20 protein-coding genes and 1 pseudogene are annotated in these 24,618 nt (G+C 56.7%); 6 read left to right on the forward strand and 15 right to left on the reverse strand.

Going from position 1 to position 24,618, the window contains the following annotated elements; all coding sequences use genetic code 11:
* Positions 1-5 precede the first annotated feature (5 nt).
* The 6 genes from hcp (at position 6) to ACJTMZ_RS05975 (ending at position 8,253) form a co-directional block, all read left to right on the forward strand.
* Positions 6-1,658, forward strand: a complete 1,653-nt coding sequence (gene hcp, locus ACJTMZ_RS05950) for a hydroxylamine reductase (RefSeq protein ID WP_252010850.1) — start codon at positions 6-8, stop codon at positions 1,656-1,658.
* A gap of 10 nt (positions 1,659-1,668) precedes the next feature.
* Positions 1,669-2,637: an NADH oxidoreductase gene (gene hcr, locus ACJTMZ_RS05955; RefSeq protein ID WP_017693710.1), complete on the forward strand. Its 969-nt coding sequence runs from the start codon at positions 1,669-1,671 to the stop codon at positions 2,635-2,637.
* A 304-nt stretch (positions 2,638-2,941) separates the two neighbouring features.
* Positions 2,942-4,660 (forward strand): ubiquinone-dependent pyruvate dehydrogenase, encoded by a 1,719-nt coding sequence (poxB, locus tag ACJTMZ_RS05960; RefSeq protein ID WP_017693711.1) that lies wholly within the window; start codon positions 2,942-2,944, stop codon positions 4,658-4,660.
* A gap of 38 nt (positions 4,661-4,698) precedes the next feature.
* Positions 4,699-5,700 (forward strand): low-specificity L-threonine aldolase, encoded by a 1,002-nt coding sequence (gene ltaE, locus ACJTMZ_RS05965; RefSeq protein ID WP_252010851.1) that lies wholly within the window; start codon positions 4,699-4,701, stop codon positions 5,698-5,700.
* A gap of 10 nt (positions 5,701-5,710) precedes the next feature.
* The gene (locus tag ACJTMZ_RS05970) at positions 5,711-7,147 is read left to right on the forward strand and encodes an SDR family oxidoreductase (RefSeq protein WP_023296207.1); all 1,437 of its coding nucleotides are present in this window, start codon (positions 5,711-5,713) and stop codon (positions 7,145-7,147) included.
* A 92-nt stretch (positions 7,148-7,239) separates the two neighbouring features.
* Complete coding sequence (locus ACJTMZ_RS05975; protein WP_017384852.1) at positions 7,240-8,253, forward strand: NAD(P)-dependent oxidoreductase; 1,014 nt, start codon at positions 7,240-7,242, stop codon at positions 8,251-8,253.
* A 138-nt stretch (positions 8,254-8,391) separates the two neighbouring features.
* Here ACJTMZ_RS05975 and ACJTMZ_RS05980 read toward each other — a convergent pair whose 3' ends face one another.
* From ACJTMZ_RS05980 to gspC, 15 genes and pseudogenes are all read right to left on the reverse strand, one after another.
* Positions 8,392-10,203 (reverse strand): glycoside hydrolase family 19 protein, encoded by a 1,812-nt coding sequence (locus ACJTMZ_RS05980; protein ID WP_252010852.1) that lies wholly within the window; start codon positions 10,201-10,203, stop codon positions 8,392-8,394.
* A 134-nt stretch (positions 10,204-10,337) separates the two neighbouring features.
* A pseudogene (gene iagB, locus ACJTMZ_RS05985) lies at positions 10,338-10,777 on the reverse strand (type III secretion system invasion protein IagB).
* Between the two features lie 102 nt (positions 10,778-10,879).
* Positions 10,880-13,561 (reverse strand): glycosyl hydrolase family 18 protein, encoded by a 2,682-nt coding sequence (locus ACJTMZ_RS05990; RefSeq protein ID WP_408626883.1) that lies wholly within the window; start codon positions 13,559-13,561, stop codon positions 10,880-10,882.
* Between the two features lie 254 nt (positions 13,562-13,815).
* On the reverse strand, positions 13,816-14,613 hold the full coding sequence (locus ACJTMZ_RS05995; protein WP_180240658.1) for an A24 family peptidase: 798 nt from the start codon (positions 14,611-14,613) through the stop codon (positions 13,816-13,818).
* On the reverse strand, positions 14,610-15,095 hold the full coding sequence (gene gspM, locus ACJTMZ_RS06000; RefSeq protein WP_047734150.1) for a type II secretion system protein GspM: 486 nt from the start codon (positions 15,093-15,095) through the stop codon (positions 14,610-14,612). Before gspM ends, ACJTMZ_RS05995 begins: the two co-directional genes overlap by 4 nt.
* Positions 15,092-16,225 (reverse strand): type II secretion system protein GspL, encoded by a 1,134-nt coding sequence (gene gspL, locus ACJTMZ_RS06005; protein WP_408626884.1) that lies wholly within the window; start codon positions 16,223-16,225, stop codon positions 15,092-15,094. Before gspL ends, gspM begins: the two co-directional genes overlap by 4 nt.
* 15 nt (positions 16,226-16,240) lie before the next feature.
* Positions 16,241-17,251 (reverse strand): type II secretion system minor pseudopilin GspK, encoded by a 1,011-nt coding sequence (gene gspK, locus ACJTMZ_RS06010; RefSeq protein ID WP_047717878.1) that lies wholly within the window; start codon positions 17,249-17,251, stop codon positions 16,241-16,243.
* Complete coding sequence (gspJ, locus tag ACJTMZ_RS06015) at positions 17,248-17,856, reverse strand: type II secretion system minor pseudopilin GspJ (protein ID WP_032670232.1); 609 nt, start codon at positions 17,854-17,856, stop codon at positions 17,248-17,250. Before gspJ ends, gspK begins: the two co-directional genes overlap by 4 nt.
* Positions 17,853-18,233, reverse strand: a complete 381-nt coding sequence (gspI, locus tag ACJTMZ_RS06020; protein ID WP_252010881.1) for a type II secretion system minor pseudopilin GspI — start codon at positions 18,231-18,233, stop codon at positions 17,853-17,855. The genes gspJ and gspI overlap by 4 nt, the downstream gene beginning before the upstream one ends.
* Positions 18,226-18,711, reverse strand: coding sequence for a type II secretion system minor pseudopilin GspH (gspH, locus tag ACJTMZ_RS06025; RefSeq protein WP_252010853.1), 486 nt, complete (start codon positions 18,709-18,711; stop codon positions 18,226-18,228). Before gspH ends, gspI begins: the two co-directional genes overlap by 8 nt.
* On the reverse strand, positions 18,711-19,160 hold the full coding sequence (gene gspG / locus ACJTMZ_RS06030) for a type II secretion system major pseudopilin GspG (protein WP_163371100.1): 450 nt from the start codon (positions 19,158-19,160) through the stop codon (positions 18,711-18,713). Before gspG ends, gspH begins: the two co-directional genes overlap by 1 nt.
* Before the next feature lie 3 nt (positions 19,161-19,163).
* Positions 19,164-20,372, reverse strand: a complete 1,209-nt coding sequence (gene gspF, locus ACJTMZ_RS06035) for a type II secretion system inner membrane protein GspF (protein WP_017384864.1) — start codon at positions 20,370-20,372, stop codon at positions 19,164-19,166.
* On the reverse strand, positions 20,372-21,850 hold the full coding sequence (gene gspE, locus ACJTMZ_RS06040) for a type II secretion system ATPase GspE (protein WP_408626885.1): 1,479 nt from the start codon (positions 21,848-21,850) through the stop codon (positions 20,372-20,374). The genes gspF and gspE overlap by 1 nt, the downstream gene beginning before the upstream one ends.
* A gap of 14 nt (positions 21,851-21,864) precedes the next feature.
* Complete coding sequence (gspD, locus tag ACJTMZ_RS06045) at positions 21,865-23,781, reverse strand: type II secretion system secretin GspD (RefSeq protein ID WP_015571003.1); 1,917 nt, start codon at positions 23,779-23,781, stop codon at positions 21,865-21,867.
* Positions 23,782-23,794: 13 nt separating this feature from the next.
* Positions 23,795-24,526 (reverse strand): type II secretion system protein GspC, encoded by a 732-nt coding sequence (gene gspC / locus ACJTMZ_RS06050; RefSeq protein WP_032619996.1) that lies wholly within the window; start codon positions 24,524-24,526, stop codon positions 23,795-23,797.
* Positions 24,527-24,618 lie beyond the last annotated feature (92 nt).

Below are 24,618 nucleotides of genomic sequence, written 5' to 3' on the forward strand. Positions count from 1 at the left end.
TGATTATGTTTTGTGTGCAATGTGAACAAACCATCCGTACCCCAGCAGGCAACGGCTGCTCTTACGCGCAGGGTATGTGCGGCAAAACCGCAGAAACGTCCGATCTCCAGGATCTGCTGATTGCGGCGCTGCAAGGCTTGTCCGCCTGGGCCTTCAAAGCCCGTGAATATGGCATTGTTGATCACTATGTCGACAGCTTTGCGCCGCGCGCATTTTTCTCCACGCTGACCAACGTTAACTTCGATTCTCCACGCATTGTGAGCTATGCCCGCGAAGCGATTGCCCTGCGTGAATCCCTGAAAGCGCAGTGCCTGAATGCCGACGCCAGCGCCCGCGTGGACAACCCGATGGCGGAGCTACAGCTGGTGAGCGACGACCTGGGCGAGCTACAGCGTCAGGCCGCAGAATTTACTCCCAATAAAGACAAAGCAGCGATTGGCGAAAACATCCTCGGCCTGCGCCTGCTGTGCCTGTACGGTCTGAAAGGTGCTGCGGCCTATATGGAACACGCGCACGTACTCGGCCAGTACGACAACGCTATTTACGCCCAGTACCACAAAATCATGGCCTGGCTGGGCACCTGGCCTTCCGATATGAACGCCCTGCTGGAATGCTCGATGGAAATCGGCCAGATGAACTTCAAAGTGATGAGCATTCTGGATGCCGGTGAAACCAGCACCTACGGCCACCCAACGCCAACGCAGGTCAACGTCAAAGCAACCGAAGGCAAATGCATTCTGATCTCCGGTCATGACCTGAAAGATCTCTACAACCTGCTGAAGCAGACCGAAGGCACCGGCGTTAACGTTTATACCCACGGCGAAATGCTGCCTGCGCACGGTTACCCGGAGCTGCGTAAATTTAAACATCTGATCGGTAACTACGGCAGCGGCTGGCAGAACCAGCAGGTGGAGTTCGCCCGCTTCCCTGGCCCAATCGTCATGACCTCTAACTGCATCATCGACCCGACCGTCGGCGCGTATGACGACCGTATCTGGACCCGCAGCATCGTCGGCTGGCCGGGCGTGAGCCACCTTGAAGGCGACGATTTCGGTCCGGTTATCGCTCAGGCGCAGCAGATGGCAGGCTTCCCGTACAGCGAAATTCCGCACCTGATCACCGTCGGTTTTGGTCGTGAAACTCTGCTGGGTGCGGCGGATTCCCTGATTGACCTCGTCAGCCGTGAAAAACTGCGCCACATCTTCCTGATCGGCGGCTGTGACGGCGCGCGCGGTGAGCGTAACTACTTCACCGATTTCGCCACCCGCGTACCGGAAGACTGTCTGATCCTGACCCTGGCGTGCGGTAAGTACCGTTTCAACAAGCTGGATTTCGGCAACATCGAAGGTCTGCCGCGCCTGGTGGATGCGGGTCAGTGTAACGATGCGTATTCAGCCATCATTCTGGCGGTCACGCTGGCGGAGAAACTGGGCTGCGGCGTGAACGATCTGCCGCTGTCGCTGGTGCTCTCCTGGTTTGAACAGAAAGCGATTGTCATCCTGCTGACCCTGCTCTCTCTCGGCGTCACCAATATCGTGACCGGCCCGACCGCGCCAGGCTTCCTGACGCCAGACCTGCTGGCGGTGCTGAACGAGAAATTCGGTCTGCGTTCAGTAACAAATGTAGAAGACGATATGAAGCAGCTGCTGAGCGCGTAAGGAGAGATTCATGACCATGCCAACCTCACAATGCCCGTGGCGGATGCAGGTTCATCACATCCATCAGGAGACGCCGGATGTGTGGACGCTGTCGCTGCTGTGCCATGACTATTACCCGTACCGCGCGGGCCAGTATGCGCTGGTGAGCGTGCGTAATTCGGCGGATACTCTGCGCGCCTACACGATCTCCTCCACGCCGGGCGTGAGCGAGTACATTACGCTCACCGTTCGTCGTATTGATGACGGCGCAGGATCCGAGTGGCTGACCCGGGACGTGAAGCGCGGGGATTACATCTGGCTGTCTGACGCGCAGGGCGAGTTTACCTGTGACGACAAGACGGAAGATAAATTCCTGCTGCTGGCGGCGGGTTGTGGCGTGACGCCGATTATGTCGATGCGTCGCTGGCTGGCGAAATACCGACCTCAGGCCAACGTGCAGGTGATTTTCAGCGTTCGTTCCCCGGAAGATGTGATTTTTGCCGAAGAATGGCGCAACTATCCGGTGACGCTGGTGGCCGAGCACAACGCGACGCACGGTTTTGTCGCGGGGCGCCTGAGCCGCGAGCTGCTGCAAAGCGTGCCGGATATTGCGAACCGCATCGTGATGACCTGCGGCCCGGCGCCGTACATGGAGATCGTGGAGAAAGAAGTGAAAGCGCTCGGCGTGACCCGCTTCTTCAAAGAGCAGTTCTTCACGCCTGTAGCGGAAGCGGCGACTAGCGGGATGAAGTTCACGAAGCTGCAACCGGCGCAGACCTTCTTTGGCCGCGTGGGCACCACGCTGCTTGAAGCGCTGGAAAGCAACAACGTACCGGTGGCAGCGGCCTGTCGCGCCGGGGTGTGCGGATGTTGCAAGACCAAAGTGGTTTCCGGTGAGTACACGGTCACCAGCACCATGACGCTGACCGACGCAGAAATCGCAGAAGGCTATGTGCTGGCATGTTCGTGCCATCCGCAGGGCGATCTTGTGCTCGCATAATCTGTCGTGGTTCACCTGTAGGCCCGGTAAGCACCAGCGCCACCGGGCTTTTTTGTCCGTGCAGGCCAGCTCATTTGCCTTTGTAACTCCTGTAGGCCCGGTAAGCGTCAGCGCCACCGGGCTTTTTGCCGGGTGGCACTAGGCCTACATTGTGCCTACTGCCTGTGCGGCAGCCCGTTATTTGTTTGACTTTGCCAGGCGCGTCGCGCAGAAAAACCACCTGTACTTAAGGAATACCGAGCAGGCAATACAGCGACTTTCTTCTAAGCTTGTAAGCTATATCACAAAAAGGAGACGGACAACCATGAAACAAACTGTGGCTGCATACATAGCGAAAACCCTTGAGCAGGCTGGCGTAAAGCGTATCTGGGGCGTCACTGGCGATTCTCTGAACGGACTCAGCGATAGCCTTAACAAGATGAAAACTATTGAGTGGATGCCCACCCGCCATGAAGAAGTCGCCGCCTTTGCCGCCGGTGCCGAAGCGCAGCTTACGGGTGAACTCGCCGTCTGTGCAGGTTCCTGCGGACCGGGAAACCTGCACCTCATCAACGGTCTGTTCGACTGTCACCGCAACCATGTTCCGGTGCTGGCGATTGCGGCTCACATTCCGTCATCTGAAATCGGTAGCGGCTATTTTCAGGAGACGCATCCGCAGGAGCTGTTCCGTGAATGCAGCCACTATTGCGAGCTGGTCTCATCGCCGGAGCAGATCCCACAGGTGCTGGCGATAGCCATGCGTAAGGCGATCCTGAATCGCGGGGTTTCGGTGGTTGTGCTGCCGGGGGACGTGGCGCTGAAGGCCGCACCTGAAACCGCCACCACCCACTGGTACTCTGCGCCCCAGCCAACCATTACCCCTGCCGAAGAAGAGCTGAAAAAGCTGGCACAGCTGCTGCGATACTCCAGCAATATCGCCCTGATGTGCGGCAGCGGCTGCGCCGGCGCGCATAAAGAGCTGGTGGAATTTGCCGGCAAGCTGAAGGCGCCAGTTGTGCACGCCCTGCGCGGGAAAGAGCACGTTGAATACGATAACCCGTACGATGTCGGCATGACCGGGCTGATCGGTTTTTCCAGCGGCTTCCACACCATGATGAACGCCGACACGCTGATCCTGCTCGGCACCCAGTTCCCGTACCGCGCGTTCTACCCGACGGATGCCAAAATTATCCAGATCGACATTAATCCCGGCAGCATCGGCGCGCACAGCAAGGTGGATATGGCGCTTATCGGCGATATCAAATCCACCCTCGCCGCCCTGCTGCCGCTACTGGAAGAAAAAACGGACCGCAAATTCCTCGATAAAGCCCTGAGCGATTATCGCGATGCGCGCAAGGGGCTGGACGATCTCGCCAAACCGAGCGAAAAAGCGATCCACCCGCAGTATCTGGCGCAGCAGATCAGCCACTTCGCCGACGACGATGCCATCTTCACCTGCGACGTAGGAACGCCCACCGTCTGGGCCGCGCGCTATCTGAAAATGAACGGCAAACGTCGCCTGCTTGGGTCGTTCAACCATGGCTCAATGGCCAACGCCATGCCGCAGGCGCTGGGCGCAAAGGCGACGGCACCGGAACGTCAGGTGGTGGCGATGTGCGGCGACGGCGGGTTCAGTATGCTGATGGGGGATTTCCTGTCGGTGGCGCAGATGAAGCTTCCGCTCAAAATCGTGGTCTTTAACAACAGCGTTCTGGGCTTCGTGGCGATGGAGATGAAGGCCGGAGGCTACCTCACGGACGGCACCGAACTGCACGACACCAACTTCGCCCGCATCGCCGAAGCCTGCGGTATCACCGGTATTCGGGTGGAGAAAGCCTCAGAGGTGGACGACGCCCTGCAACGCGCCTTCGCCATCGACGGCCCGGTGCTGGTGGATGTGGTGGTCGCCAAAGAAGAGCTGGCGATCCCGCCTCAAATCAAGCTGGAACAGGCCAAAGGTTTTAGCCTCTACATGCTGCGCGCCATCATCAGCGGGCGCGGTGACGAAGTGATCGAACTGGCAAAAACCAACTGGCTCAGGTAAAACATTTCACAAGACCTCTTAAATTAAAGGGATGTGAAATGATTGATTTACGTAGTGATACCGTTACCCGTCCGGGCCGCGCCATGCTCGAAGAGATGATGGCCGCCCCGGTCGGGGACGACGTCTACGGCGATGACCCGACGGTCAACGAACTCCAGCGCTATGCGGCAGAGCTGAGCGGTAAAGAGGCTGCCCTGTTCCTGCCCACCGGCACGCAGGCTAACCTGGTGGCGCTGCTCAGCCACTGCGAGCGCGGCGAGGAGTATATCGTCGGCCAGGGGGCGCATAACTACCTGTACGAAGCCGGCGGTGCGGCGGTGCTTGGCAGCATCCAGCCGCAGCCGATCGATGCCGCACCGGACGGTACGCTGCCGCTGGACAAAGTCGCGGCGAAAATCAAAGCCGACGATATTCACTTCGCCCGCACTAAACTGCTGAGCCTCGAAAACACCCATAACGGTAAAGTCCTGCCGCGCGAATACCTGAAAGCGGCATGGGACTTTACCCGCGAGCGTAAGCTCGGCCTGCACGTTGACGGCGCACGTATCTTCAACGCCGTGGTGGAGTACGGCTGCGAGCTGAAAGCGATCACCCAATATTGCGACTCGTTCACCATTTGCCTCTCTAAAGGGCTGGGTACGCCGGTAGGTTCTCTGCTGGTTGGCAGCGCGGACTACATCAGGCGCGCCAACCGCTGGCGCAAAATGACCGGCGGCGGGATGCGTCAGGCGGGTATTCTGGCGGCTGCCGGACTGTACGCCCTGAAAAATAACGTGTCACGCCTGAAAGACGATCACGACAATGCGGCGTGGATGGCAGCGCAGCTGCGTGAAATCGGCGCTGATGTCATGCGTCACGACACCAACATGCTGTTTGTCCGCGTCGGCGATGAGCATGCTGCCGCGCTGGGCGACTTTATGAAAGCCCGAGGCGTGCTGATTAACGCCTCCCCTGTCGTGCGTCTGGTGATGCATCTTGACGTTAACCGCGAGCAGTTGACCGAGGTGGTGGATCACTGGCAGGCATTTTTACAGCGTTAAGGAGCATACCGTGCCGCAACGTATTCTGGTGCTCGGCGCCAGCGGGTATATCGGTCAGCATCTGACCACTGCGTTAAGCCAGCAGGGGCACCAGGTGCTGGCAGCGGCACGCAACACGGAACGCCTGCAAAAGCTACATTTGCCTGGCGTGACGTGTCACAACGTTGACCTTAGCTGGCCGAAAGCGCTTCCTGCGCTGCTGGAAGGGGTCGATACGCTTTACTACCTTGTCCACAGCATGGGCGAAGGCGGGGATTTTATCGCCCACGAGCGTCAGGTGGCGATGAACGTTCGTGATGCGCTGCTGCAAACGCCGGTGAAGCAGGTGATTTTTTTAAGCTCGCTCCAGGCGCCTGAGCACGAGCAGTCGGACCATCTACGCGCCCGACAGCTGACGGCAGAAACGCTGCGGAGCGCCCGTATCCCCGTTACCGAACTGCGGGCAGGGATCATCGTCGGCGCGGGTTCCGCCGCGTTCGAAGTGATGCGCGATATGGTCTACAACCTGCCCGTGCTGACGCCGCCGCGCTGGGTACGCTCGCGCACCACGCCCATTGCGCTGGAGAATTTACTCCATTATCTGGTGGCATTGCTGGATCACCCGGCGGAGCAGCATCGCGTGCTGGAGGCGGCAGGTCCGGAAGTGCTGAGCTATCAGGCGCAGTTCGAACATTTTATGCGGGTGAGTGGCCGCCACCGCTGGCTGATCCCCATCCCCTTCCCGACCCGCTGGATATCGGTGTGGTTTTTGAATGTGATCACCTCCGTGCCGCCGACGACCGCCAAAGCGCTTATCCAGGGGTTGAAGCACGATCTGCTGGCGGACGATCGCGCGCTGCGCGCCTTAATTCCCCAGGAACTCATCCGCTTTGACGACGCGGTGCGCAACACGCTGAAAGAGGAAGAGAAGCTGGTGAACTCCAGCGACTGGGGTTATGACGCGCAGGCGTTTGCCCGCTGGCGGCCCGAGTACGGCTATTATCCGAAACAGGCGGGCTGTACGGTAAAAACCACGGCCAGCCTGGCAGCGCTGTGGGAAGTTGTGAACCAGATCGGCGGCAAAGAGCGCTATTTCTTCGGCAATATTCTGTGGCAAACGCGCGGCGCGCTGGATCTGCTGGTCGGTCACCGGCTGGCAAAAGGCCGCCCTGCCCATCCCTGGCTGAAGGTGGGCGATACCGTCGACAGCTGGAAAGTGATTATTGTTGAGCCGGAAAAACAGCTGGCGCTGCTGTTTGGCATGAAGGCGCCGGGGCTGGGGCGGCTCTGCTTCACCCTCAAGGACAACGGCGACCATCGTGAACTGGACGTTCGGGCATGGTGGCATCCGCACGGAATGCCGGGTCTGTTTTACTGGTTGCTGATGATCCCGGCACACCTGTTTATCTTCCGCGGAATGGCGAAACGGATTGCGCAACTGGCAGAAGAAAAGCGGGAAAATAACTAAATAAAACTCTTAATCTTTCACCTTTCCCATTGCAACACATCGTAATTCACGAAAGAATGCGCACGAAATTCTTTTCAACACAGTGGATTGTTATGAAGGTACTGGTTACCGGGGCGACCAGCGGCTTAGGCCGAAATGCGGTCGAGTTTCTGCGCAACAAAGGCATCAGCGTGAGGGCCACCGGTCGCAATGAGGCGATGGGTAAGCTCCTGCAAAAAATGGGCGCTGAATTTGTCCATGCCGATCTGACGGAGCTGGTCTCCTCTCAGGCCAAGGTGATGCTCGCCGGTATCGATACGCTGTGGCACTGCTCCAGTTTTACCTCCCCGTGGGGTACCCAGGAAGCTTTTGATCTCGCTAACGTGCGCGCCACGCGTCGTCTGGGCGAATGGGCCGTCGCCTGGGGCGTGCGTAACTTTATTCATATCTCCTCCCCGTCGCTCTATTTCGACTATCACCACCATCGTGATATTCAGGAAGATTTCCGCCCGGCGCGCTTCGCCTGCGAGTTTGCCCGCAGTAAAGCGGCGGGCGAAGAGGTGATCGACCTGCTGGCCCAGTCAAACCCGCACACCCGCTTTACCGTGCTGCGTCCGCAGAGCCTGTTTGGGCCGCACGACAAAGTCTTTATCCCGCGACTGGCCCAGATGATGCACCACTACGGCAGCGTGCTGTTACCGCGCGGCGGCGATGCGCTGGTGGACATGACCTATTACGAAAATGCCGTTCACGCCATGTGGCTGGCGAGCCAGCCGGAATGCGATAAGCTGGTGTCGGGCCGCGCGTACAACATCACCAACGGCGAACCCTGTACCCTGCGCAGCATTGTGCAAAGGCTGATTGACGAGTTAAAAATCGACTGCCGGATCCGTTCTGTTCCTTACCCGATGCTGGACATGATTGCCCGCAGCATGGAGCGCTTTGGCAGTAAATCGGCGAAAGAGCCTGCGCTGACGCATTACGGTGTATCGAAGCTCAACTTTGATTTTACGCTGGATATTTCGCGGGCGGAGAACGAGCTGGGATATAAACCGATTGTATCGCTGGATGAAGGGATAGTGCGTACGGCGGCGTGGTTACGGGATCACGGGAAACTTCATCGTTAGCCTTTTGCCCGGTGGCGGCTGCGCCTTACCGGGCCTACAACTGCACCGTACTGTCCCCTCGCCCCCCTGGGGAGAGGGTTAGGGTGAGGGGAAAGAGCAGACACTAAAACGGCAACCCTGGGGGTTGCCGTTTGCTGTTTATAATGCCGTCCAGGCTTCAGCCCATGCCAGACCTGCGCCAGGTTCATAGTACGTCGGCGCATTGTTACACCAGCCGCTGTACGGGAACGGTTTGCACTGGAACAGTTTACCGTGGTTGTTCACGATATCACCGGCGTTGTACTTGCTGTTCGCGCTCCATGCCGGGTAAGACGTATCTTCTCCGGATGGCGTTGCCGCTTTCGCTTTCACGTTCAGCAGGTAAGACGTGGTGCTGCTCAGTTCGCCATCGCTGACGGTCAGGCTCACTTCATACTGCTGCGCCGTCGCAGACTCTGGCGCTGTAAAGGTCACAACCGCTTTGTCCTGACCAGTAACAGTCTGACCATCCTGGGAACGCCAGGTATACGTCAGCGTGTTACCATCTGGATCGGTAGAGCCTTCGGCGCTCAGAGAAACCTGCGCACCCGCTTCCACTGCACCGATCGGACCGGCAATCTGCGCAACCGGCGCGTGGTTCACCACAACCGGCGTTTCATCCGGCCCTGGGGTTGGTGCCGGCGTTTCATCGTCGGATGGCGTCGGTGTTGGCGTGACCGGCGTTTCGTCCGGGGTCTCGGAAGACCCCTCGTCGTTAACAATTTTCACGTTAAAGAAGTGCTGCACGCACTTGCTGTAGTCACCGTCTTTAAATGCGCTGAACGGGGTCTGGTAACCCACCAGCTGGCAAGAGTAGGTTTTGCCGTCCGGAGTATCCGCGCTCCATCCCCAGTCCTGTTCCCAGTAAATCTTCAGGGTGCCTGCGCCACCTTCGTCGAACTGCTTCATGTTGGCGCAACCCAACACTTCGTTCGCCGGAACAGGCACTTTCAGGTAGTTCGCGAACTCTTTGTAGTACTTGATACGGTTTTGAGACTGCGCAATTTCAGTCGGGCCGCCGCACTCAACGCCGCCGTTGATGATCTGGGTGGTCACACCAAAGCCCGGAACCAGACCGTTGGCTTTATCGTGGTCGTTCGGCTGCCATGTACCGTCGATCACCTGCAACATGCTTGGTTTTGGCGGCTGCGGATAGGCGAAGAAGAAGATCGCACTCGCCAGGTTCAGCCAGGTGTCCGCCACCAGCTCAGGTTTGTCGAGCAGCGTACGCACGTCACCGTACATCGCTTCAGAGAATGGACCGTAGTTGTAATTGTAGGACAACTGTTTCGCACCACGACCGAAGTAGCTCAGGAAATCGCCGTCTTTATCTTTACCGCAAGGCCAGGTCTGCCCCTGCCAGACGTCCGGGTTACATTCGCCGTTATAACCGCCCTTCTGCCCTTCGCTCCAGCCCATTTCACGTACGTGGACCAGCGCCTGACGCCATTCGGCTTCCGGACGCCAGCTTTCGTGGCCGCCGGTCTCCTGGGCAAAGTGGGCAAACATGGTGGCCAGCTCTTTGCGGCAGATGGCGTCGCTGTCACGACCGTCATTGTAGGTCTTACACAGCGCCGGGAATTTACCCACGGCTTTCAGGAAGTTGCTGTAGGTATAGGCCTGCGCGCGCAGCGGGAAGAGATATTCCCAGTCGCTGGCTTTCACAATCCCTTCAACGCGCTTAACGTTGTCCGGGTTCGCCGCCCGGCCTGGCTCAATCAATTCAACCTGCGCGTTATCCAGCGTCTGGATGGTCTCTTTAACCGAAGCCATCAGCGGGAAGTCCGTCAGTTCCTTCTCTTTCTTCGCCAGATCGCTGGCTTTGATGGTGTACGGCTCACTGCTGGTCTCCTTCAGGTTAGCAGCCTGAGCCATGAGTGGCGCCACGCAGGCTCCCGCAATGAGTACACTCAGTAACGTCCTTTTGTTCATTTCAGTTTTCCTGTTCGTTTAAAATTAAATGTTAAAATCCCGGCTTAGGTATTACTCCGTTAATACATAAACCACATTCAGCTGTTTTCACTTTTCGAAGAACACCTTCAGGAATTCTTCAAAAATAAAAAACGTTAATAACGTGCTGCTAATTTCAGTTGCTGATATTTGGCCCAGACCTTATGGGCATATTTCATCCTCTGCGGATAATTTCTTTTTTCAGTCCGGCGTTATACGCGCCAACGGCTTCCCAGTTATAGCCATACACCCTGATCATCCCGGCAAGGATAGAAGCCCCGACCATGATCGAGGTACACGGCTCCGTGATTAACCGGTATTCGTCGATTCCTCTGCTTTCCAGCGCGGTAAAATGCGAACTGTTGATTTGCATCAGCCCGACATCCCGCGTGCCATCGCGGTTTTGCCCAACCGCATACGGGTTCATTCCGGATTCCACATTCGCTATCGCGTACAGTAAATAAGGGTCGACATGATAATAATGCGCCGCTTTATTCCAACAGTTTGCCAGAGCGCTTTGGCTTATTATCAATAACAACAAAATCAACTTTTTCATTTTTACCTGCTGACAGTTTCGGTTATTTCTCCTTACCAACATCCTGTAAAATGAATTTTGAATCACTCCCCCTCTAAAAGGGGGAGTCATTAATGGGTTAGATTATTTGCAGTCTGTTGATGCGCCTTCTTTTACCCATACGTCGCTGTTGGCTGGATTATCACCACGGGTCCACCATTTCGCACGGTAAACGTTTCCTTCATAGGTGGTGGTGTCGCCGCCGTTGTAGACCAGGTCAGAACGCCAGTTCATCTTCACGTTGCTCACCAACTCCCATGCATCCACACCGAAGCCAGGCTGATTGCCCTGAGTCCAGTACTTCGCTTTCCACACCAGATGGTCGAAGCTTACGGTATCGCCACCGTTGTAGATTTTGCTGGATTCCCATGCCGCATATTTGCTGGCGTTAGCATCCACAGGTGCATCGCAGCTCCCTTTGTCAGACGGTGGAGTCACATCATCAGCCGGGTTAGTGTCTTCGTCATTTGGCACAGGTGCAGGCGCCGCTTTCGGATTCACGGTGACCTGGACGTTAGACTGCACGCTGGTCTTACCGTCGCTCACCACCACGCTCAGGGTGTAGGTAGACGTCGAGCTCACTTCCGGCGCAGTGATGTTCACGTTCGCGGAGTCAGTCCCGGTAGCGTGCATATCTGCTGGTACACTCCAGGCGTAGGTCAACGCATCTCCGTCTGGATCCGCGGCCTGGGCATGCAGCGCATAGGTTTCACCTGATTCAAGCGTGATCGCTTCCATTGGGTTTAAAACCGGTGCCTGGTTAGCTTTCGGCGCCTTGTTCACCACCTGGACATCAATCGCGTTGCTCAGGCCTTTTGCATCGGTCACCGTCAGGCGGAACACCATGGTCTGGTCGGACGTCGCGGCGGCAACGTTAAAGGTCGCTTTCGCTTTGGTGCTGTTGGTGATGGTGACCGACGGACCAGAGACCTGGGTCCATTTGTAGGTAATCGCATCGCCATCAGGATCGCTTGAAGCAGAGCCATCGAGCGTGACGGTTACCGGGCCAGACACGTTCTGGTCGGCAGAGGACGCGATTGGCGCGTGGTTGGTGACCACCGGATCAACCGGCGTAGCGTCGCCGCCCAGCAGGCTTTCGTTCATCGCGTTCAGGATGTCACCGGTGTCAGAGTCGATAGACCATGCGAACAGGCCACCCAGTTTATTCGCCAGAACATACTTACCTTTCGCCGTGGTTGAACGCGCATCTTCATACGTGATCAGGTCGCCGGTAGTTTTGTTGAAGACGTAAGGGGCTTCCGCATCAGCGTCGTAGCCGTATTCCCAGCCTGGTTTGCCTTTGTATTCGTTAACGATCTGACGATAGTCAACCACACCGGGTTCCCAGGTCCCTTTCACCATACCTGTAGCGGTGCCGGTGAAAGGATTGTTACCGGTGTAGCCATGCACGCCGGTCCAGCCGCGGCCATACATTCCCGCACCCACCACGATCTTGCCTGGTTGTACGCCCTGGGAAAGCAGCGCGTTAACGCCATTTTCAGTGGTGTAGTCAGTGTCCGGACGCCATGCTGGCGCGCGCAGCGCCGCCTGGTGGCCGAGAACGGTGTTGCTCCAGCCGCCGTAGAAGTCATAGCTCATCAGGAAGATGTGGTCGAGGTACTGCTGAGCGGCAGTGTAATCCACGTCTTCGATCTTATCGCGGCCTGCACCGATGGCGCTGGTCAGTTCATAGGTACGGCCCGTCTGTGCAGACAGCTCGTTCAGCATGGTGCGCAGGTCATGCATCAGCGCGGTATAGGTCGCTTTATCCTGCTGCGGATTGCCCAGGTTTTCGCTCACACCGCCGCCGCCAGGGAATTCCCAGTCGATATCCACGCCGTCAAAGAATTTCCAGGTCTGGAGGAACTCTTTCACAGAAGAGACAAAGCGTGCGCGGATAGCCGGGTCACCCATGTGGAAGAAGGGATCGGAGAGCGTCCAGCCGCCGATAGATGGCAGCACTTTCAGGTCCGGATGCGCTTTTTTCAGCGCCATCAGCAGGCCAAAGTTACCTTTATACGGGTCGTCCCAGCCGGAGACGCCAGCCTGTGGTTTTTGCAGCGCAGCCCATGGGTCGTGGATCGCCACGGTATAGTCAGGTCGGCCCTTACAGTCGTTCTGGAGCACGCGGAAGCTGTTGCCGCCTTCAATGGTTTTCAGGCCGTCGTTGATGCCGTCACCGCCACAAATTGGAATGAAGCCGTAAAGAATGTGGTTGAGGTTTGCCGCAGGGATCTTATCAACCGGGAAGTTACGGTCATAAACGCCCCACTCCGGGAAGTAGGCCGCAACCACTTTATCGGTATGCTTCGCAAACGCTTTGTTATTCTCTTTGAGAGACGTATTCAGCGGCAGCAGGTGGCTACCGTCGGTGTCTGCCACAATAATCAGCTTGCTGGCGCTTTTCGCACAGCCGCTGGCGTTACAGACTTCAACCTGCTCCTGATAACGCCCGCCTTTTTTCACTTTAAACGTTGCAGAGCCCGTCGCGCCGGCTGCGCCGGTCCATACGGTTTGTCCGTCCAGCAGAACTTTCGCTGAAGTTGGCGCATCACCACTCCAGACGTTCCACTCAACTTTTACATCCACGCCATCGTTATGCACTTTGACAAGATTGTTATAATCCTGGGCTGCCTGATCCACTTCCACCAGGGCAAATTTGTCATTGCCATAGCCGATCGTCGGTGCCCCTGGCGCTGCTGCAAATGCGGAGCTGGTTGCCGCCGCAATAAAGAGCGCCAGATATTTTGGCTTCATAAATTTCATTTTTATTTCCTGATAAATTTATTCGTAACGTAATAACCCATGTCTTCCGTGAGATCATGGATGCGTTTCGCGTAATGCGTATTTAACCAACGTGAGTGCCGTGAACAAAAAATTGTTGCTGCGTTGTATTCCTCCATTAAAAGATACAAGCTGAAATTCCGTGTAGCTTATATCTCTTACGATACACTGAGCGTAAAGGGTCGTCCTTCCCTTCCTCCATCAAAAAGATTTATAAAAAATCTTGACCTGTATATTTAAAATGTGAAAGCAAATTGCTGGCTCATAAACACCACTATTCCAGCAAAGGCGAGATAAGGACCAAAAGAAATAGTGAGGTTATTTTTATTTAAATTATTTACGGCGAAATAACCGACAATACCGCTTAACGCTGCCGCCAGTTCAATGGAGGGCAACACCTGCCAGCCGCACCAGGCGCCCAGCGCCGCCAGTAGCTTAAAATCCCCGTAACCCAGACCTTCTCGTCCCGTGATCAGACGAAAAGCCCAGTAGAGCAGCCAGAGCGACAGATAGCCCGCCACCGCGCCGAACAGCGCATCGCGTAGCGGCAACGTGTGGTCAAACGCATGGAGCACTAACCCCGCCCACAGCAGCGGCTGGGTCAGGCAGTCCGGAAGCAGCTGATGCTGCCAGTCGATCATGGCCAGCGGCAGTAAAAAAGCCGCCAGTAACCACAAAGAGAACAGCGCCTGAACGTCCGGCATGCACCAGGCCGTGATGCCAAAAAACAAGGCGGAGATCAGTTCGACCAGAAAGAGTCGCAGCGGGATCGCGCTGCCGCACTGGTGGCAGCGTCCCCGTAATAACAGCCAGCTGAGCAGCGGGATGTTTTCCCACGCGGCAAGTGCGTGCTGGCACACCGGACAGTGCGAGGCCGGAAAGAGCAGATTGCCACTCCCCTCCTCATCCATCACCATCCCCGGTACGCGTTCGGCGACAACGCCTAGAAAACTGCCCACAATGCCGCCCAGGATCGCACTCATTATCGGGAACCCTACCGGGCAGGCGTCCCGCATCAGCGAAAAGGTATTCATGCGTTTCTTGACCAGGTGAGCTGCACCTGCGCTTTCACGTCGCTGAGGTGGTCCACCGGCGTGAGGTTTATTTTTTGCAGTCTCACGCCGGAGGTCTGATTAATTTCACGCAGCCAGCTTTTTAATTCATAAACATTCACCCGATTCACCACGAACGATAAAGTTTGCCCCTCCTGGCGCACATCCGTCAGTGAAAGGTTAATTTCATGGGCGCTATTCTCGACCACCGTACGCGGATTATTCGTTTTGACTATCTGGACCTGAAGATGATTTTTATCAATTTCACTGCGCATCCAGTTAAGCGTCTCTTTTTGTCTTTTAAGCGTCGATTTACTATTTTGAATCATATTATCCAGGGGGATCACTCCCGTGTAATACACCGCTGCCCCCACAATGGCAACGGCACATATTTTTAAAATAATTTTTTCCCGGGCGCTGTAATTCTGATAGCGTGATTTCAGCTGCGCGATTCGCTCTTTCATTTATGTTTTCCTGCGATCATGGCGGTATACGGTTCGGTTGTTGAAACAGGCTGTAAGGTAAAATCAAAATTCTCACTGGTCTGGTTAACAAACGCCTGCAACGCGGGCTGGTTTTGCGCGCTGACGCTGAGCGTCAGGGTGTTTTGCTGCGCATCGTATTCCAGCAGATCGATCTCCATCGCAGGGACTGCCTGCCGGGCTTTCTCCAGCTCATCAAGCTGAAGAAAGAATCCCTTGCTCTGTTTTTTCAGGCTTTGACCAAAGTGATATTTGATATTGGTCTGCTGGCGCATGCTGGGGAAATGGTGCTGATAAACCTGGACGATCTCCTCCTGCACCCGATTTTCCTGCTGCACAAGCATCCAGGCCATTGCAATACGTGGCCCCAGCAGCAGAGCAACAGACAGCACACCCACCGCCACCATCGCGGCTTTCATACTTTTCGCCGCCCGCCCATGACCGGCCTTAAGGCTGAATTCACCGTGAAGCAGGTTAACGCGGCAGGTTTGCCACTGCGGCTGAATCAGTGCCAGCGGATGCTGCCAGGCATGCTGCACGTCAACGTGCACCTTCGCAGGCGCATCGCCGTAACACCATACTTCCCCGACCCCGGCTTTCTGCATTAACAGCGGCAACAGGGTTGCCTCCATTTCACCTGCCACATGGGGCGATAAACGCAGCCAGTAGCTATCATCCTGTGCGACCAGCGTGCTGCCCCCTGTCGCCACGGGCAGCAGCCAGGCATCAGGCAGGGCCTGAATCACGTTTAATCCGGCCTCCTGAAAGCGGGTTAATGCCGCGCGCAGGCGGTCGGCGTCAATGGCCACGGCGTCGACGTCGGCGCCTTTTTTGTGGAGTACCGTCCAGTGGAGGTTGTCCACGTCGCCAATCAGCGTCTCTTCCGCCATCCACGAGAAGGCCATCGCCTGAGAAGCCACCTTTTTCGGCAGCGTAAAATGGCGGAAAATCATGTCGCTGGCGGGCAACAGGAGACAAACGCGCGTAGCCAGGGGGTGTTCGGCCAGCATCTCCAGGCTGTCGACCACCTCGACGCGCTCGCTGCCGGACTCACACCACATTATTTTCCCGCCCTCGCGGCTGTCGGGACGAACAAAAAGTACCTGTTTCATAACGTTCTACTTTTCTTATTCAATCATTCGGTAACGACGCTGCCACGTCACGATCTCACCGGCTTCGTTATTCACCTGAAGCTGGCTGATCACGCGAAGCGTTAATTCATCGGTATTGCCGGTGTAATTCACGCGGAAGTACCGGCTGTTTATAGAAAATTGATCCGCCACCTGCGGGAGATCGTCTTTCAACTGCGGGAAGGCCTGCTCCAGCGCTTTGCTGAACGCTTCCATATTTTCCCAGCCCGATTCCGGACGCGCATCCAACAGGCGAACGACGTCATCCCGCGTCAGTTTTCCGGGGAACATGGCCGCCAGCACGGCGGCCTGTTCCGGTTGCAGGGTGTTGACATCGACCTTGCTGGCAGCGTCCGGCAGCGCGCATAACAGCTTGCTCACCTTCGGATACGCCGTAACAGGGAACGCCGGCAGCAGTTTGATTTCCGCGATGCTGCGCATCATCTGATTTGCCGGTTGCCGCGCGGGCACGACGCCAGCCCACGCATCGCTTTCGGCCCCCTCCTTCGCCGTGGTGCTGTCACCATCGAGATAATCCACCAGCTGGAAATAGACCGCCTCCGCCGTGCCCGGGCTGAGGCCGCTTTCCGTCAGAAGTTGTTCAACAATCCGCGCTTTACGCGGTGTTTCCGCCACCGCGGGAGCGCTTTGCCCCTGGGGTGCGATGTCGGCGGTCAACAGGTTATTGACGTTAAAGCAGTCCTGCGCATCTTCCACCTGGCTCACGACCGTATAGTCCTCACCCTGCGTCTCCAGCGGCTGATGCCAGTCGCCGTCCAGGGCCAGCGGCTTGCTCTCGCCGCTGGCGTCGGTCTGTAACCGGTCCTTCACCACTTTTTCCTGGGTCTGCATCGCCCAGCGCAGCTGCTGCTGGCTTACCTGATAATGCGTTTTCTGCAAATTACGGCAGAACTGCTGGCTGATTTTGGCGGCCAGCGCCGACATCATCACCAGCAAAATCAGCACCACCAGCAGGGCGACGCCCTGTTGTTGACGGATCCGTTTCATGGTCTGGTCTCCGGCGAAGGCGCTGGCGCTGCGGCAGCGGCCACCTCCGGCATATCACCCGGTGTAGTGAACACCCAGCGCCAGGTATCCCCGTTTTCCATCGTCAACGTAACCTCCACGCCGTCCGGCAGATGGGCGGCGTCGTGCCAGGCTGTCAGCCAGCCCTGACGATAAAACCGCCACTGCAATGATTTTACGCCGCTGACAATCGGCACTTCGTCAGGCTTAACGTCCGCCGGGCCGTCAATGACCGGCCAGACGTCGCGATACAAACGCCCCTCTTCCAGCCGCCAGCGCACGCGCTCCAGCTGGACCGTTCCGCTCACGCCATTCAGGGTGGTCAGTTCAAGAGCATCGCCCTCCTGACGAAACAGCTCCGGCTCATTACGCGGGGCGCGCGCCTGAAGCTGGAAAAAATCACGCTCCATCAGACTCCAGGCGCGCTGAAGCTGGTTGAGCTTTGCGGCGCTGGCATCGGTGGCCGAGCTGGTACGCATCGCGCCGTCCAGAATTTGCCAGGCCAGGGTGCTGATCACCGCGAAGATAGTCAGCGCAATCATGATCTCCAGCAGGGTAAATCCGCGCTGGCGTCGCGTTTTCTTCACTTGCTCTCTCCCGGCGGAATGATGCGCAGGGAAATAACCGGCTGGCTCTCATCGCCTTCCGCATACACGCGTATTGTATTCGCCCAGACGTTGTCGGCGGTTTTCACCCGCTGCTTACGCCAGTTCCAGCTGCGCCCGCCCATGATTTCCGTCCCCTGCTGTTCAGTATCCGGGAAGTCGGTTCGGGTGAGCTGTGCTTCCGCCAGCTGATTTTCCGCCACCCAACTGGCCTGCAAGGTATCGGCCAGGCCATGGGTAAAACGCACGTTCAGGGAGACCGAGTACATCAGCGCCAGCGCGGCGGTGGAGAAAATCACCAGAGCAACCATCACCTCCAGCAGCGTCATCCCCTTTTGCTTTTTGTTGCCGTTAGCCATCATTTTCTACCGATACCGGCGCCGCGCCCTGCGACACCACGCGGAAATGGTGCTGTTTGTCGTAACTTTGCAGCGTCAGCGTAAAGCGGCTGATTTCACCGTCCGGTAAAAAGATCACCTGCGGCTCGGAGGTCACCGTCGCGGCCAGACGCTGCGGCGAAAGCGACACATGCATCTCTTCCGGAAAATCACCTTTGGTGTTAATGCGTCCGGCAGATAATGGCATCCAGTGACGCTCGCCTTTTTTATCGGCGATCGTCACCAGCTGATATTTATCGGTGGCGATCACCAGCCCGACAATATTTCCGTCCATCACCGCACGGTCTGAACCATAATCAACGAGCGCTTTTAATTGCTGGCCAAATATATCCACGCCGCTGCGCGAAGGAATGGTGGACACCACCATCATGGCGCAGCTGGCAAATATCACCAGCGCCAGAATAATTTCCAGCAACGTAAAGCCGCGTTGATTTTTCATTATTTCTCTTTCTTATCCAGAGACCAGTTGGTAATGTCATCGGCGGTATTGGCTTCGCCGTCCGGACCGGCTGAGAAGACGTCCACCGCGCCGTGTTCACCCGGGCTCACCAGAAGATAATCATTGCCCCAGGGGTCCTGCGGCAGGCGACGGATATAGCCGTCCGTGCGGTAGCCGTTCGGGATTGGCGCGATTTCAGGTTTGGTCACCAGCGCCTGCAAACCCTGCTCTGTGGTCGGGTAGCGGTGGTTATCCAGCTTGTACATATCCAGCGAGCCTTCGAGCGCGACAATATCGCTGGTCGCCTTTTGCTCATCCGCTTTTTCTTTATTTCCCATTAAGTTTGGCACCACCATACTTGCCAGAACGCCGAGAATAACAATCACCACCATTAATTCGAGCAAGGTGAAGCCCGCCTGGCGAGCCAGGTTTTTACGTTTTAAAGCCATGATTTAACCTACCATATTATTAAGTTGCAGAAGCGGTTGTAATATCGACAGCACGATGAATAAAACAATCGTCGCCATGGATACCACCAGCGCCGGTTCAAAAACCGACAGCGTTAATGTAATTCGATGTTGTAAAGCCGATTCCTGATTTTCCGCCGCGCGATCCATTAAATTACCTAATTCCCCGCTCTCTTCACCGGAGGCAATCATATACAGCATGGTGGGGGGGAATAATTTCGCCTGTTCCAGCGCCGCATACAGCGACGCCCCCTGGCGCACGGTGTCGGCGGCCTGCTCCAGCACCTGCCGGGCATAGCGGTTTTCAATACCGTCCATCGCGATATACATTCCCTCCAGCAGCGGCACGCTACTGGCCTGCAAAATGCTCAGGGTACGGATATAGCGGGCACTGTTGATGGCGCAGACCAGCTTTTTAATCGGCGAGCCGTTCACCAGCCAGCTGTGCCAGCGAAAACGGTTTTTGGCATTCCTCAGCCAGGTTTTGAAGCCGATAAAGCCGCCGCCCAGAATGCCCACAATATAAATGCCCCAGGCTTGCAGGAAATCACTTACCGCAATCAGCGTCCGGGTGGTGATCGGCAGCTGCTGCTTCATGTGGGTAAACTGCTCGATCACCTGCGGCACCACCGCCACCAGCAGGATGCTGATGACCGCGATGGCGACCACGGTGAGAGTTATCGGGTAGACCATTGCCTGCGTCAGCTTGCTTTTCATCTTCTGGCGCTGCTCGTTGTACTCCGCCAGCTTTTCCAGCACGTCGCCCAGGTGACCGGTTTTCTCCCCGGCCATCACCAGCGTGCAGTAAAGCTTGTCGAAGGTGCGCGGAAACTGGCTGAAGGCATCGAACAGGGTGTGGCCTTCCACCACCTTCTCGCGGATCTCCACCACCATCGCCGCCAGCTTTTTGTCTTCCGTCTGCTTCGAGATCGCTTTCAGCGCGCTCTCCAGCGGCAGCGCGGCGTTGACCAGCGTCGAAAGCTGACGGGTAAACATCGACAGCACCGGAGTGGAGAGCTTCACCCCGGTTTTCGCTTTCCCGCCAGCCGCCGTTTCGCGGGTTTCGGTGATGCTGACGGGCATCAGCTTTTGCTCGCGAAGCCACTGGCGAACCTGCTTCTGCCCCTCGGCCTGTAACGTCCCGCGCTGTGTTTTCCCCGCGGCATCCGTTGCCGTCCAGGCGTAGAAAGCCATTACGCATCCCCCCCACGTTCGGCGGTGACGCGCATGACCTCTTCCAGAGACGTCACGCCGCTAATCACCTTCAGCAGCCCGTTTTCACGCAGGCTGTAGGCATGCTTAAAAAGCTGCGTTTCGAGGGACATTTCGTCCTTATCTTCATGGATGGCACGGCGCATGGCGCTGTCCACCACCAGGAATTCATGGATACCGGCGCGGCCCTGATAGCCGCTCTGACGGCAGTGTTCGCACCCCACCGCGCGGTAAATCGCGTCTGGCGGCGCGGCCATAAAGCTGAACAGCGCTTTTTCATTGGCGTCCAGCGGACTGGTGGTCCGGCAGTGCGTACACAGCCGACGCACCAGACGCTGGGCAATGACACCGAGCAGCGATGAACCGATTAAGAAGGACTCCAGCCCCATATCCCGCAGACGGGTTATCGCCCCTGCGGCACTGTTGGTGTGCAGCGTCGACATCACCAGGTGACCGGTCAGCGACGCCTGCACCGCAATCTGGGCGGTCTCACCGTCGCGAATTTCCCCGATCATCACCACGTCCGGGTCCTGACGCAGAATGGCGCGCAGCCCGCGGGCAAAGGTCATGTCCACGCGCGGGTTAACCTGCGTCTGCCCCACCCCTTCCAGCTCGTACTCAATCGGGTCTTCCACGGTCAGAATGTTGCGTTCGTGGCCGTTCAGCGCCGAAAGAATGGCGTACAGCGTGGTACTTTTACCGGAACCCGTCGGGCCGGTAACGAGGATGATCCCGTGCGGGCGGTCGATCAGCCCTTTCAGCTTCTCCAGCTCTTCATCAATCAGCCCCAGCTTGTTGATGTCGGGCTTGAGATTGCTTTTATCGAGCAGGCGCATCACCACGCGCTCGCCGTACTGGGACGGAATGGTCGAGACGCGCACGTCGATGGCCTTGCGACCGATGCGCAGGGAGATACGGCCATCCTGCGGGAGGCGTTTCTCGGCGATGTCGAGTTTCGACATGACCTTGATACGCGACACCAGCAGCGGGGCGAGCTTACGCGCCGGTTGCAGCACCGGGCGCAGCACGCCGTCAACGCGAAAGCGAATGCTCAGGGTGCGCTCGAAGGTTTCGATATGAATATCCGACGCGCCGTCCTTCACCGCCTCGCCGAGAATGGCGTTGATCAGGCGGATCACCGGCGAGTTTTCGTCGTTATCGAGCAGATCTTCGTTATCCGGGATCTCCTCGGTTAACGCCATCAGATCGATATCCGCGTCCATGTCGTCCACCAGCTGCTGCGACACGCCACTGCTCTGCTGCCAGATTTTAGCCAGCATCTCGTCAAACGCTTCCGGCGCCAGGGTGATCGGGACGAATGCGCGTCCCAGCACCCGGCGCACCTCCAGCAGTGCTAATGCCGGGGTGTCCTCACGGATATAGACGTCATTGTTGTAAAGCAGAACGCCGTTATCTTTTGCGTAGTTGCTGCTACACAGGGTTTTAGTCAGTTCGTCCACGTTTCCCCTCCGCCTTACTCTTTAAACGGATTGCGTGCCGCGTGGGTTTTCACGGGTGCAGTGCTGGCGGCAGGAAACGCTGGCAGTACGGCGTTGTCGCTCGGCTCGACAATACCGAGCTTTTTCTCTTCCACGCGCTGCATCTGGCGCACCCGGATCTGGTCGTATTTCTCTTTCGAGGCTGCGCTGTAGTTGTCGTCGTCACGCAGGACGGTGGTATGAATAAACACCATCAGGTTGCGTTTAGAGGTATCCTGCGAGGTGTAGCGGAACAGCTGCCCGACCAGCGGGATATCGCCGAGCAGCGGCACTTTGGAGACCGACTGTTTGGTCACATTTTCCATCAGGCCGCCGAGCACCACCGTCTGGCCACTGTGGACCATCACTTCGTTATTAATCGTGCGCGTGTTGAAGGTTGGGCCGAGGCTGGAATCTTCCGTTGCGCTGTTGTCGACGCTGGATACTTCCTGCTCAATCTTCAGGTGGATCATGTCGCCATCGTTGATTTGCGGCACAATCTTCAGCTTGGTCCCCACGGTTTTACGCTCAACCGAGTTAAAGACGTTGTCGCCGCTGGTGGTTTGCGAACCGGAAAGCACCGGCACATCCTGACCGACGTTGAACGACGCTTCTTTATTATCCAACGTGACCACGCTTGGCGTGGAGAGGATATCGTTTTTACCGTCGGTGGAGAGCGCGGTCACCAGCGCACCGAAATCACCGTTAAAGAAGCCGGTCGCAAGGCCCGTGAAGCTCGCCCCTTTCATGGTGCCATTTTTAATCTGGCTGATTGGCAGGCCGGTAGCGCCAAACTGCACGCCGCCGTGCTTGCTGGTCCACTGCACGCCAAGATCCAGGCCGTTGCCGTCCTGCACTTCGGCAATGATCGCTTCCACCAGCACCTGCGGACGGCGAATATCCAGCTTGTCGATCACCTTCTCCAGGGAGTTCATCACGTTAGGCTGCGCGGTGATCACCAGGGAGTTGGTCGACTCGTCGGCGGTAATGTTCAGGTCGGTTGAGGCGCTCGCGGTTTTCGCTTTGGCCGCGCCCGGCTTGTCTTTCAGCTGCTCGCCAATCCCCGTCAGCACCGGTACCACTTTGGTGGCGCTGGCATATTTGAGGTAGAAGACGCGGGTGTTCCCCTCGTTATTCTGCTCGCGATCCAGCTGATGGATAAGGGAACGGGTACGCGCCCGCGCATCTTCCGAGCCGCTGATCACCAGGCTATTGGTTTCGTCATCCGCCACCACCTTGGTCGCCAGCTGCGGCGCATTCTGCCCCTTCTGCTCTTCGTTGTTGAGGTTATTCAACATATCCGAAAGCTCTTTGGCAGAGGCAAAGCGCAGCGGGATGATTTCGCGGCGCTGAATACCGTCTTTATCGACGCGCTGCACCAGATCCACCAGGCGGTTCACCACCGAGGCTTTACCGGTTAACAGCAGGACGTTGGACGGCTCAAAGTGGACCACATTCCCGATGCCGGTGGCATCGTTGAGCTGACGCAGCAGCGGGGCCAGCTCGCGAACGGGTACGTTTTCCATGCGCACCACGCGGGTGATAATCTCGTCACCTTTGCCCGGGTTTTTGCTGTCTGCCAGCGGCGCACCGGCGGTACGCGCCACGCTTGAGCGCACCACTTTGACCATGCCGTTGTCCATCGGGATCACCGACAGGCCGTAGAGATCCAGCACGCTCAGGAAGAACTGGTAATACTCATCCTCCGTCAGCACGTTGTAGGTTCTGACCGAGACGGTTCCCTGGACGGACGGATCGACCAGAATAGTTTTGTTGAGATTGCGACCTACCGTATCGATAAACTCGCGAATATCAGTATTTTTAAAACTTGCGCTAAAGTTAGCTGCAAGCAGCGAACTGGAATATAACGACAATGCGGTCAGCGCCACGCATGCCCAGGGAAATTTTTTCATGTCTGCACACTTATTAATTGTTTAGAACATTAACCCGAATATTTTCAAGGTGAGCGTGACGTCGTACGATGACCTCCGCTTCTTTCATTTTCGACCAGTTGGCAATAATGCTTTTCGCTTTTGCTTCATCGGTCATATCGACAGAGTTAACCTGAATCGCCACATCGCCTTTTTCCAGACCTGACTGACTGTAAAAGGCGGAGGCATTCCTTGGGTTTATCCGGTAGCCTTCCAGTCGGCCTTTTTCAATGATGGGTTTTAACACCAGATAATCATCAAGATGCACACTCTCTGCGCCAGCATCTTTCGTCGATTTTGTAACCGGGCCGCTCTCCACGCCCCCCTTAAAATAGTCCGGTTTATTTAACGCCAGTACCTGCGTAGCACCTTCATAATTAACCACCACATTATCTTTGTTTATTTCCTGAATAAATGCGTCGTTAAACCCGGCGAGCGGTTCACCCTCGCGGTAGCTTCGCTGGCCGCCCGGGGTTTTGATGACAGCGAAGGAGAGCCAGGCGTCATCACTGCGCACAATGCCTTCAATCTCCGCCGCCAGCGGGGGTTTTGCCGCAGCCGATAAGTTCTCCTGACGGACGGCAGCCGTAAAAAGCGTGAAGGGTTTGTCTTCGCGCGTTTTTTTCAGCGGCTGTAGGTCAGAATTAGCAAACTTATTCGTAACTTTTTTATAATCTTTAAAGGTGAGATAGCCTTGCTGGCCGCAAAAAATGAGCAGCAAAAACATAATACAAGGCGTTATCCACCGTGACAGAAATGAGAACCTCATTTTTTATCCGGCCTATAGCAAAGCAAAAATAAGCAGCGTCATACTGCGCC

This window comes from Enterobacter sp. DN (genome assembly GCF_046054285.1).
Lineage (GTDB): Bacteria > Pseudomonadota > Gammaproteobacteria > Enterobacterales > Enterobacteriaceae > Enterobacter > Enterobacter hormaechei_C.